8 protein-coding genes are annotated in these 11,946 nt (G+C 72.8%); 3 read left to right on the forward strand and 5 right to left on the reverse strand.

From position 1 onward, the window contains the following. Positions 1-57: 57 nt before the first annotated feature. The 3 genes from NQZ70_RS02585 to NQZ70_RS02595 form a co-directional block, all read right to left on the reverse strand. Entirely contained in the window at positions 58-747 is a 690-nt protein-coding gene (locus NQZ70_RS02585; protein ID WP_129572807.1) for an MgtC/SapB family protein, read from the reverse strand. A gap of 148 nt (positions 748-895) precedes the next feature. Further along, the gene (locus tag NQZ70_RS02590; RefSeq protein WP_207217724.1) at positions 896-2,005 is read right to left on the reverse strand and encodes a M23 family metallopeptidase; all 1,110 of its coding nucleotides are present in this window, start codon (positions 2,003-2,005) and stop codon (positions 896-898) included. Between the two features lie 285 nt (positions 2,006-2,290). Continuing rightward, positions 2,291-2,914, reverse strand: a complete 624-nt coding sequence (locus NQZ70_RS02595; protein ID WP_129572808.1) for a nuclear transport factor 2 family protein — start codon at positions 2,912-2,914, stop codon at positions 2,291-2,293. Positions 2,915-3,235: 321 nt separating this feature from the next. Between NQZ70_RS02595 and NQZ70_RS02600 the strand changes: the two genes are divergently transcribed. After that, positions 3,236-4,369, forward strand: coding sequence for a hypothetical protein (locus NQZ70_RS02600; protein WP_129572809.1), 1,134 nt, complete (start codon positions 3,236-3,238; stop codon positions 4,367-4,369). A gap of 45 nt (positions 4,370-4,414) precedes the next feature. Here NQZ70_RS02600 and NQZ70_RS02605 read toward each other — a convergent pair whose 3' ends face one another. Further along, positions 4,415-5,518 (reverse strand): hypothetical protein, encoded by a 1,104-nt coding sequence (locus NQZ70_RS02605; protein WP_129572810.1) that lies wholly within the window; start codon positions 5,516-5,518, stop codon positions 4,415-4,417. A 10-nt stretch (positions 5,519-5,528) separates the two neighbouring features. Next, the gene (locus tag NQZ70_RS02610; RefSeq protein ID WP_129572811.1) at positions 5,529-7,448 is read right to left on the reverse strand and encodes a serine/threonine-protein kinase; all 1,920 of its coding nucleotides are present in this window, start codon (positions 7,446-7,448) and stop codon (positions 5,529-5,531) included. Between the two features lie 449 nt (positions 7,449-7,897). Here NQZ70_RS02610 and NQZ70_RS02615 point away from each other — a divergent pair, with 449 nt between their 5' ends. Beyond that, positions 7,898-11,323 (forward strand): DUF2126 domain-containing protein, encoded by a 3,426-nt coding sequence (locus NQZ70_RS02615; protein ID WP_129572812.1) that lies wholly within the window; start codon positions 7,898-7,900, stop codon positions 11,321-11,323. 377 nt (positions 11,324-11,700) lie between these two features. Next, the gene (locus tag NQZ70_RS02620) at positions 11,701-11,922 is read left to right on the forward strand and encodes a hypothetical protein (RefSeq protein WP_129572813.1); all 222 of its coding nucleotides are present in this window, start codon (positions 11,701-11,703) and stop codon (positions 11,920-11,922) included. Positions 11,923-11,946: the final 24 nt, after the last annotated feature.

Genomic DNA, 11,946 nt, shown 5'->3' on the forward strand with positions numbered 1-11,946 from the left:
GGGGCGACTCGTCCCGTGCGTCAGAGATCCCGCCCTGCGTGCGCAGATCGGCGTCCATCACGTGGGCGCCTGGACGTGGACTCGCCGGACACCGGGCTGCTTCGCGAGCTGGTCGATCAGCGTCTCCACGCCGATCGCGTTCGGGATCCTCGCGTCGAGCATCACGTTGACGCGCCGCTTGTCGTCGAGGCGGCGCTCGTAATCCATGTCCGAGACGACGGCCCCGAGCGCCTCGAGCACCTTCATGATGTCGGCCACGCCGGCCGACTCCTCGCCCAGGACGAGGGCGATCCGGCGCCGGGTGCTGCGGTCGTCCTTGTCCTCGAAGCGGCGGAGCGCCGTGAGCGCGAGCACGCCGAGGAGCGTGACGACGACGGCCTCGACGTACATCGCCGCGCCCGAGCACATGCCGATCGCCGTCACGAGCCACAGGCCCGCCGCGGTCGTGATGCCCTGGACCGTGGTCCCGGTGCGCAGGATGGAGCCGCCGGCGAGGAAGCCGATGCCGGCGACGATCGACGCGGCGATGCGCGAGGAGTCGACGACGACCAGATCGTCCTTTCCGTAATGCTGGAAGTAGACGAACTTCACCGAGATGACCATGAACGTCGCCGCGGCCATCGCGACGAGCAGGTGCGTCCGGAGCCCGACCTGGCGGCCGTGGCGATCGCGCTCGTATCCGATGACGCCCCCGAGCGCCGCGCCCGCGGCGATCCGGATCAACAGGTCGACGTGCATGGTGTCCATCTGTGCTTGCACCTCCCGTGGGCGGCCGAGGCTCGCGGCGCGCTTGCGCCCGCGCGCGTCCTCGCCGGACGCCGTGGCGACGCGTCCCCGTACGTAGGGCTCGCCGACGCGCAGGGGGAGACGAGGCCGCCGGGCGGCCTTGCCGGCGTCATCGCCGCTGGCGCCGGGCGCCCGACGCGGCCGCGCGCGGCTGCGACGTCGAATCGCTCGCCGGCGACGCCGGCTCGTCCTCGCCGCCGGGCCGCGGCGCGGCGGGGAGGGGATCCCCGATGTCGTCGAGCTCGCGGTCGAGCTCGCCCTTCTCGGTGCGGAACGCGTCGCGCTGATCGGCGGGGAGCTCCCGCAGGCGCGTCGCGAGCAGCGTCTCCGCGTCGAAGTAGACGCCGTTGCGGCTCGCGCTGAAGTGCAGGTGCGGCCCCGTCGACCGCCCGGTCGACCCCACGTAGCCGACGAGCTGATGGGTCGCCACGTGGTCCCCGCGCTTCAGGCCCGCCGCGAACCTCGAGAGGTGCGCGTAGCCCGTCTCGACGCCGTTGTCGTGCTGGATCGCGACCCACCTGCCGTGACCACCATGCGGGCCCACCCAGGAGACGGTGCCTTCGAGCGCGGCATAGACCGGGGTTCCCGACGGTGCGCCATAGTCCGTGCCCTCGTGCGGCACCACGCGGTGCAGGATGGGGTGCATCCGCTTGGGGTTGAACGGCGACGTCCGACGCAGCGTGGCGAGCGGCGCCTGCCACTGGCTCGGCACCGGCTCGCGTCCCTCTTCGTCGACGAGCCGCCCCGTGGCGCCGCCGTCGAACCGGTAGAAGCGCGCTTCTGGCTGCCCGGCCGCCCGCACGCCGAGCGCCAGAACACGAGGCTCCTCCGGCGCCCTGGCGGCGTCGGCCACGGCGCGGATCACCGCCCCGCGACGGAGCCCGTGATGGAGGCGCCGCGCGAGCAGCTCCTCGGCTGCCCGCCGCACGCTCGCCCGCGGCTCCGCCGGCTCGCCCGGGGCTCCCACGGTCCAGGCCAGCGCGAGATGCGGTTCTGCGCCCGCGTCGGGCGCCGGCGCGGGAGGCGGCGCGTCAGAAGGCCGGGCGCTCGCGAGCTGCCGGCTCGCGGCGTCGAGCGACCTGTCGATCTCGATGGCGCGTACCGTGAACCACACGACCCCGACGCCGAGCAGCCCGAGCCCGAGCCACATCGAGGCCTCGGTGCGGGGCGACCAGCCGTCGGAAGTGGACTCGGGTCGCTTGGGGCTTCCACCGGCCATCCGAGATCACCTTGCGCTATGGCACCGACGAGCCGTGGCGGCAGTGACGGGGGCACGAGACATGGCACGAGACATGCGGACGGCGCGCACGCTATGCGCGAGCGTCGCTCGCGTCAACCCCGGCCGCCCGGCGGGCCCCCCGTCGCGGACGCATCCCTGGCGCGGCAGGTCTCCTCGGGCACGCCAGCGCTTCGCCACCTCCGACCGGCCAGCCACGGACCGGACGAGCTCGAACCTCGCGGCGCTCGGCCCACCTGCTCCCAGGCCGTTCTTGAATGATTGTGCCTACTTTTTAACCGTTGAATGTATGAAGTCCAGCTTCCACTCGTTTCCAACCTTCTTGAAGGTCGCGCTCTCCAGCCAGTCGCGCGTCGTGAGGCTCGTGTCGTCTTTTACGAACTCGCCGTGGTTGAAATATCTCATGCTTCCGGAGGCGTTGTCGACGTTGATCGTGAAACCATCGAACGAGTAAGTGGCTTTGACTATCGGGGATTTGTTGATGATATCGATCAGGCCGTCGTTGTTTATCACCTTCCCGTTCTCGTAGATGACAAAGTCAGTCGTTGTTAGGGATTTCATCCCTGTGAAATCCTTCTTGCTGATGCAGTCGAAATACGAGACCAGTACTGCTTTCAGATTTTCAGGGTCGTCGTGTTCGCTGGGCTGGCAAGCGGATAACGTTGCGACGAGAGCCAGGGGAATCGATGTGGTTTTCATGGCGAGTATCAGCCGCTGCTGCTGCTGGTGGCCGCTTCCAATCATCCTTCGTTGGCAACCGAACACGGGCGGGATCAACGGTCGGTCACCCCTCGCCTCCGCGGCGTAGACGTCGCGCCCGCCGAAACGTCGAAGGCCCGAGGGCTGCCGCCGTCGGGCCTTCTGGGGCTCCGCCTCGTAGGAGGTCCCCACCTTATATCACAAGCCGGGCTCCAGGTCCAGAGAGCGGCGATCGGAGCCTATTGCCTTCGTCCGTCTACCGACTCGCGCCACCATGACCACGTGGCAGAGCCCGCGGGCGGGGACAGGCCGTGACAAACAAAATCTGAAGGATCGCTCCCCGGGACGGCATGAAGTCCGGTGAGGTGCAGGGATCCGGCCGACGAACCATCCCTCGACTGCGTCGGGCGACGCCCCTCGAACGAACGTCGACCATCCTCTTGATCCAATTCGACGGAGTCTACTATGAAAATTTACGTCATTCTTGCTTCGTCAGCCCTCCTTTCGGCGTGCATGGGAGAGGCGAACGGCGTCTCCGCCCACGGGACCGACGGCGATTCCGCCGCCATCATCGGGGGCACGGTCGATGCACCTGTCAATGGCGCGGGCGCGGGCGCGCCGCCTTCGCGGGCGCGCCCGCCGACGCGCGAGGAGGCGGAAGCGATCCTCGATCGCGTGGTCGCGCTCTACCAGGACCACGCCGCGGCCGCGAATCCGGCAGGCACCCACGAGATCTCGTGGAGGATCGACTGGGACAGCGATGCGGTCAGCGCCCATGTGCTGCTCAACGCCGGGGAGGACTGGACCATCGATGTGAGCAAGGGATGGCTCACGGCCCCGAGCATGACGACGGAGGTGTTCGCGCTCACGATGTGCCACGAGATGGGGCACTTCATCGGCGGGTTCCCGTTCAAGACCTCCGGCCGCGGGGACAGCACCGGCGCGCTGGGCACGTCGGTCGCCGCCGAGGGACAGGCCGACTACTTTGCCACCAAGGATTGCCTGCCGCGGCTGTGGGCGAATGACACCGAGACCAACGCGGCGGCCTTCGCCGAGCTCGACCCCTCCGCGCGCGAGCGTTGCACGACGGCCTACAGCGACCTGGCGAGCCAAGAGCTCTGCGGCCGGATCCTGCGCGCCAGCCTGCAGACGGGGCGGCTGTACGAGGAGCAGGCCGTGCTGCAGGCGCCCAGGGAGCTCGTCTACCCGCGGCTCGACACGCCGGACACGACCGAGGCCGCGGTGACCAAGGAGGGCCATCCTCCGCCCCAGTGCCGCCTCGACACGCTGGTGGCGGGAGCCGTGTGCAGCGTGAAGGCAACGGGGACCGAGATCCCGGGGTTCGTGCCGCCGTACGGCGAGTACAGCGCTGCGAGCCAAGAAGCAGCGCGCCCGTTCGCGTGCCAGACCGGCCCCGGGGCCCGACCGAGGTGCTGGTTCCAGCCGGACACTGTCGTCACCGACTGCTCCGAGCTCGGTGAGCAAGCGTGCGTCGTCGAGGACGGGGCACATGGGGTCCGGTACTGTGGCACGACGACCGGTGTGAGCTATTACTGGTGCTTCCCGGGCGAGGTGTGCAAGACGAGCAGCTACGGCACCTCGGACTGCTATGCTCCCGATGTCGATCCCGACGAGGGATCTCCCTGAGTGGCCGAAGTCCGGCCGTCCCTGGTCGGATTTCGGGCGGGCGGACTAGAACGCTCCCACCACGCTCACCCCGCCGCCCTCCGGGCCGAGGAGCGGCACCACGCGCGCCTGCACCCGCCCCGGCGCACCCGGCCTCGCGCCGGCGGCGCTCGCGCCCTCGGCGCCCGACCGGCCCGACGTCAGCACGAGGATCGCCCCCGCGCCGAGCGCGGCGACGCCCACGCCGATGCCGATCGTCGACACGAGCGCCTTGGTCTCCGCCGCGTCGATCTCCTCGCGACCCAGAGGAGTGCACTGCTTGCCCGGACAGAGCGCCGGGTCCTTCTCCGCGTCGCTCGCCTGCCCCGCAGCGAGGATCCCGAACACGGCGCCGACGCCGAGCACCGCCGCGCCCGCGCCCCCGATCACGAAGCCCGCCGTGCGCAGCCCTTCGCCGCCGCCCCCGCCGGCGCTGCCACCCGCGGCGATCCCGGCGCTGCCGGCGCCGCCCGCCGCCGGCCCCGGCGGCGCCGCGGCCGCCGTCGCGGGCGGCGCGGGCTGGAGCTTCGGGACGGCGATCGCCTTCAGATCCGCGCTCTCGCCGACCTGCACGGTCGTCGACCACACCGAGTAGCCGCTCGCGGTCGCCTCGATCTCGTGCGACCCCGGATCGATCGGGATCGGCGTGCCGAGCGCGGCCGCGGGGATGTCGTGGCCGTCGACGCGCACCAGGAGGCCGGGCGTGCCCTCCGCCTTGAGCACGATCTTCGAGAGCCTCGGCTCCAGCGCGGCGATGTGCTCCTGCGCGAACGCCTCGCGCGCGGCGTTGCCCTCCTTCTTCGAGGCGAAGAGCGCCTCCTTGAACTGCCCCCACGCCGTCGCCGTCTTGCCGAGCGCCTCGTTGCACAGCGCCAGGTTGAGCAGCGTGCCCGTGCCAGGCCGCAGCCGCTGGCTCTCCGCCAGCTTGGGGCACGCCTCCGCGTACGCCTTCGCTTCCATCAGGCGGCGCCCCTCCTCGAACAGCGTCTGGGCGAGCGTCGGGTCGCTGCTCATGCCCTGCGCCAGAGCGCCCACGGGCGCGAACAGCGCGGCCGAGGCGAGGACGACCGAGGCGACGGCGAGTCGAGCGCGACGGATCGCGCGGGGCGCAGGCAATCTCGAGAGGATCATGGCGGTGGGCTCAGTGCGGGTCGTTGAGGTCGATGCCTCGGGGAGGACGCTGGGTCGATGGCGCCGGCGAGGTGCGGGCGGCCGACCCGCCGCGCCCCGCAGGCGCCCGAGGGGGCGCAGCCCTCGTCGGCACCGATGCAGGCGTCGACGCCGAGGCGCTCGCCGACGCCGAGGCGCTCGCCGCGGCGGCGGCCGTCGCCGCTCCGGTCGGCAGGATCGTCGGCTCCTCCGGCGTCGCCGCCCCGGCGCCGGGCACAGGCGGCTCCGGGGCCGGCGCCGGCGCGGCGGTCGCCGTCGCGCTCGCCGCCGCCGTCGCGCCCGCCGCCGTCGCCTGCGTCGCCGCCGCGCCGCCCGCGTCGTCCGCGTCGCCCCTGCGGAGCATGAACACGCCGACGGCGAGCACCCCGAGCACGAGCGTCGCCGAGAGCAGCGCGATCGCGATGATCACGGCAGGGGAGGCGGGCAAGCCGGGGAGCCGGCGCCCGTCCGAGGAGATCCCCAGGTGGGTCGACGAGGCGAAGGTCGCCGCGGCGCGCGAGCTCATCGGCGCGCTGTACGGGCCGGGGACGATCTGCTGATGCGGCGAGAAGCCGTCCGGCGGCACCGGGCTCGGCCTGCCGCCGTCGCCGGGCGGCGCCGGGCTCGGCCCGCCGCCGTCGCCCGGCGGCACGCCCGGCGACGACCCCCGGGAGAACGGCGACTGCGGGTGCGGGAAGGGCGTCGTCGCCGACGCGACCGGCGACGGCGGCCGGGAAAACGGCGACTGCGGGTACGGGAACGGCGTCGTCGCCTGGGCGACCGGCGGCCGCGAGAGCGGCGACCCCGCGCCGGGCAGCGTGCCGTTCCGCGGCGGCGGCGCGACGTCGGCGTGACCGGCGGCCCCAGGCGAGGGGAGCCCTGGCCACGACGGCTCGCGCAGCGCCGGCGCCGAGGCCCGCGGGTCCACGGAAGCGAACGAGGGCTGCGACGCCCGGTGCCCGCCGGCGGCCGCGGCGTGCAGCGACAGGCCGCCCATGCGCGCGATCCGGACGAGCGTCGGGTACGTGCGCGCGGGCGCGAACGGGGCGAGCGCCACGACGAGCTCGGCGACCGACGCGTACCGCTGCTCGCGCTCGCGGGCGTAGGCCTTCTCGAGCACCGCCGCGAGCGGGGCGGGCACGTCGGGGCGCAGGTCCCGGAGCGGCGTCGGGGTGCCGGTCAGCACCTCCGAGCAGAGCTGCGGCAGCGTCTCCGCGTAGTACGGCTGCCGGCCGGCGAGCAGCTCGTAGAGCGAGACGCCGAGCGCGTAGATGTCGGTGCGGTGGTCCACCGAGCGCGTCTGCCGCATCTGCTCCGGGGACATGTACAGCGCCGAGCCCAGCGCCGCGTCCGTGCCCGTCAGGACGTCGACGGCGCCGGTCGTCATCTTCGAGATGCCGAAGTCGAGCACCTTGACGAGCGGCGAGCCGTCGGCGCGCGCCGTCAGGAACAGGTTCGCCGGCTTGAGATCGCGGTGCACGATGCCGAGCCCGTGGGCCTCGGCGATCGCCTCGCTGCCTTGGACGATGTAGTCGACCGCGTCCTCCAGGCCGAGCACGCCCTGGTCCCGGAGCAGGCGCGCGAGATCGCTCCCGGTCAGGAGCTCCATGACCATGTACGGGGCGCCGTTCTCGAGCGTGCCGACGTCCGAAACACGGGCGACATGCTCGCTCTTGATCCTCATGCCCGCCTTCGCCTCGCGCAGGAAGCGGGCCGACCCCTCCGGGTGCTCGGTGAACGCGGGCAGCAGGAACTTCAGCGCGACGTGCTCGTCGAGCACGATGTGCCGCGCCTCGACGACCACCCCCATGCCGCCCTGGCCGATGATCCGCTCCACGCGGTACTTGCCGGCGAGCACGGTCCCCAGCTCGACCGGGGCCAGCGAGGGCTGTTTCGTCTCGGAACCCGACACAGCGCGCGATGATCACCGCTTCGCCCTCGGACGGCAAGCGCGCGGCGCCCGCGCGGGGCGCCGCGCCGCACGGCAGGCAGAACAACGCGAAAGATGCAGCAACGCGGGCCGCCGCGCGCCCGCGCCGCAGCACGGTTGCGTCGTTGCTCGCTCGCCGTCGCTCGTCGCGCCGCGCTCGTCGCGCCCGCAGCACGGCCGCGCCGTCGCTCGTCGCGCCCGCAGCACGGCCGCGTCGTCGCTCGTCGCGCCGCGCTCGTCACGCCCGCGGCACGGCCGCGCGGACGCTCCGCCGCGCCCGCCACACCGCAGCGACCCGCGCCGCTACACCGCCGTCTTCGAGCCGAATCCTCCTGGAAACCAAGGCGTCGTACGTCCGGAGCGCGTCGCGGAGGGCGAGACGGAACGGGGGCACTTCTGGTTGGATAGGACCACCCCCGGAGACAAACACCGTGCGCCTGCTCATCCAGCACCGGACCCGTTACACGTATCCCCGCCCCACCTCGCTCGGCCCGCACCTCATCCGGCTGCGGCCCGCGACGCACGCGAAGGCGAAGATCGAGTCGTACAGCCTCAAGATCGACCCGCCCATCGCGGCCCACTGGCAGCAGGACCCGTACGGCAACCACGTGGCCCGGGTGCTCCTGCCCGCGGGCGAGCGCGTCCCGCACTTCGACATCCTCGTCGAGCTCGCCGTGGACGTCCGCCCCGTCAACCCGTTCGATTTCTACCTCGACGAGCGCGTCGAGCAGGTCCCGTTCGCGTACCCGTCCGAGCTCAAGCAGGACCTCGCCCCCTTCCTCGACAGCGCCGATCCGTCGATCGCCCGCGGGCCGTTGCTCGACGAGTTCCTCGCCGGGCTGCCCTCGAAGGGCGACACCGTGTCGCTCATCGTCGCGCTGAACACGGCCGTGAACCGGCGCGTCAAGTACGTCATCCGCGAGGAGCCCGGTATCTGGACGCCGGAGGAGACGCTCGCGCACGGCCGCGGCAGCTGCCGCGACTCGGCCGTGCTGCTCATCGCCGCCCTCAGGTCGCGCGGGCTCGCCGCGCGCTTCGTGAGCGGCTACCTCGTGCAGCTGACCGACGAGGGGATGATCCCCGACCAGCCGCGCGGCGTCAGCCGGGACGTCGTCGACCTGCACGCGTGGGCCGAGGTCTTCCTGCCCGGCGCCGGCTGGATCGGCCTCGACGCGACGAGCGGCCTGCTCTGCGGCGAAGGCCACATCCCGCTCGCCTGCACGGCCTCGCCCGCGCTCGCGGCGCCGGTCGAGGGCACGAGCGACACGCGCGCGACCGACGTGCTCTTCGAGATGAAGGTCGGCCGGCTCGGCCACGAGCCGCGGCCCACGACGCCCTACGAGGAGCCCGTGTGGCAGGAGCTCCTGTCCGTGGCCGACCGCGCGGACGCGCGGCTCGCCGCCGCGGGCCTCACCCTGACCATGGGCGGCGAGCCGACGTTCAACTCGCGCGAGTACCCGGACGCGCCGGAGTGGCACGAGGGCGCGCTCGGCCCGACCAAGTGGTCGCAGGGGCTCCGGCTCGCGCACGAGCTCCGGCGCAGGATGGCGCCGGGCGGCGTCGTGCTGCTCCGCGCCGGCAAGCACTACCCCGGCGAGAGCCTGCCCCGCTGGGCCCTCGAGATCATCGGCCGGCGCGACGGCGTCCGCCTCTGGACCGAGATGTCCGGGGCGCGCCACGCGGACCCCGCGTCCTCGACGGGCCGCTCGCCGCGCTCGAAGAACGCCGCGCTCTCGCGGAAGTTCGCCGAGGCGCTCGCGGCGCGGCTCGGCGTGGCCGAGTTCCTGCTGCCGGCCCACGAGGACCCGTGGCGCCACCTCCAGGACGAGGCGAGCCTGCCCGTCGACGTCGACCCGCTCCAGGCGAACCTCGACGACGCGGAGGAGCGGCGGCGCCTCGCGCGCGTGCTCGACCGGGGGCTCGGCAGCGAGGTCGGCTTCGTCCTGCCCCTCGCGCGCCAGTGGGGCGCGTGGATCAGCGAGCGCTGGGGCTTCCGGCGCGGGCACCTCTTCCTGCTCCCGGGCGACGGCGCCATCGGCCTGCGCCTGCCGCTCCGCTCGCTCGTCGCGGTGGCCCCGCCGCCGCCGATCGAGGAGCTCGTGTCGCCGCCCGACCCGCGGCGCGGCGATCCCGAGGCCGCCGAGGCGGCGGAGAAGCAGCGCCGCGTCGAGCTCGCGGAGGGCGACGGCGACCCGGAGCACGCCGAGACGGCGCGCGCGCGCGCGCCGCAGCGCCACGCCCACGACGAGCAGCGCGCGGCGCACGCCCAGCGCGCCGCGCCGGCCGCCGGGCGATCGGGCTACGGGGTGCGCACGGCGCTCTGCGTCGAGACGCGCGACGGCACCGTCCACGTCTTCTTGCCGCCGCTCCTCGCGCCGGCCGACTTCTTCGAGCTCATCGCCGCGATCGACGCGACCCGGCTGGAGACGGGCATCGACGTGCTGCTCGAGGGCTACCCGCCGCCGCCCGGCGCCGACGTGCTCCGCTTCTCGGTGACGCCGGACCCGGGCGTGCTCGAGGTGAACCTCCCGCCGACCGATGGGGTGCGCAAGTACGCGTCGCTCCTGGAGACGGTGTTCGACGCGTCGCTGCACAGCGGGCTGCACTGCGAGAAGTACCTGATCGACGGGCGCATGGCGGGGAGCGGGGGCGGCCACCACCTCACGTTCGGCGGCCCGACGCCGCTCTCGAGCCCCTTCCTGCGCCGGCCGGATCTCCTGGCCAGCCTGCTCACCTTCAACCAGCACCACCCGTCGCTCTCGTACATGTTCGCGGGCCTGTTCGTCGGCCCGACGTCGCAGGCGCCGCGCGTGGACGAGGCGCGCCACGAGAACCTCTACGAGCTGGAGATCGCGCTCGCGCGCGCGTTCGAGCGCCGCGAGGACGAGCCGCCGTGGCTCTCGGATCTCCTGTTCCGCCACCTGCTCGTGGACATGACGGGCAACACGCACCGCGCCGAGGTGAGCATCGACAAGCTGTTCGATCCGCAGACGGCGCACGGCCGGCAGGGGCTCATCGAGCTGCGCGCCTTCGAGATGCCGCCGCACTTCCGGATGGCGGTCGCGCAGGCGCTGCTCGTCCGGACGCTCCTCGCCTCGTTCGCCGAGGAGCCCTACACCGGCCAGCTCGTGCGCTGGGGCCAGGCGCTGCACGACCGCTTCCTCCTGCCGTACTACCTGTGGCGCGACTTCGAGGACGTGCTCGATTATCTGAAGCAGCGCGGGCTCGCCCTGCCCGCGGACGCGTACCGCCCGTTCATCGAGCTGCGCTGCCCGGTGGTGGGCACGCTGCACGCCGGCGACGTGATGCTGGAGGTGCGCAACGCGATCGAGCCGTGGCACGTGCTCGGCGAGGAGCTGACCACGACGGGCACGTCGCGCTACGTGGACTCGTCGATGGAGCGCATCGAGGTGCGGGTGAAGGGGCTCACGCCGGAGCGCCACACGGTGCTCGTGAACGGCCACGTCTTGCCGCTCCGGCCGACGGGGACGGCGGCGGAGCTCGTGGGCGGCGTGCGGTTCCGCGCCTGGGCGCCGCCGCACAGCCTGCACGCGCACATCGGCATCCACCACCCGGTCCACCTCGACATCGTGGACACGTGGGGCAAGCGCTCGATCGGCGCGTGCGCCTATCACGTGTGGCACCCGGAGGGCCGCGCCTTCGACGCGGCGCCGCTCACGCGGTTCGAGGCGTCGGCGCGGCGGGCGCAGCGGTTCACGATCGAGGGGCAGACGCCCTGGCCGGTGGCGGGGAAGCCGGCGGCCCCCCACGGCGACGCGCCGTACACGCTGGATCTGCGGCGCTATCCGATGGACCGGCCGCCGCCGAAGCTGCCGAAGCTCGACGACGAGGGGTGATCGGACCGACGTGGGAGACGAGGTGAGCGCCTGGACGGATGTCAGGCGCTCACGGTCGAGGCGGGTGTGACATTCGATCTCACCGCTCCCGAGCCGCGCGCGGCGCGCTGAAGCCGGGGGAAAGCTCGGACATCGAGGGGCCGAGCCCAGCCTTGGCCCGCGCCCGTGTGGCGATTTGCCTTGGATTGACGTGCTGCGTCCACCGGCCGCGGCGGCCCGACGTCCGCCGCCGGGCTCGTCGCCCGCGGCGGCGCGCATCTCCGGGGCTCGCGAGAGCGCGTGAGTCGCGCCGGAAGGGCGGTTGGTACGCCCCCTGCTTGGTGAGTCGATGTCCCCTGCATCGCATGCGGACAGTACACCACGAAGGAGGACAACCCATGATTCGCAAGATGTTGGCTATGCTTTTGGTCTCCACGGTTCCCCTGGCGGCGGGCTGCTTCGTCGACGCGGACGACGACAAGGACCCGGGCGAGGGCGACGACAGCTGTATCACCGCGTGCTCGACCGAGCGCGACGACTGCATCTCGGCGTGCGACGACGACGGCGACTGCGTCTCGGCGTGCGAAGAGGATCACGACTGCGATTCTCTGTGCATCTGAGCGACGAGCGCGCCTCGAGGGCGC

This window comes from Sorangium sp. So ce836 (genome assembly GCF_028553905.1).
Classification (GTDB): domain Bacteria; phylum Myxococcota_A; class Polyangia; order Polyangiales; family Polyangiaceae; genus Sorangium; species Sorangium cellulosum_D.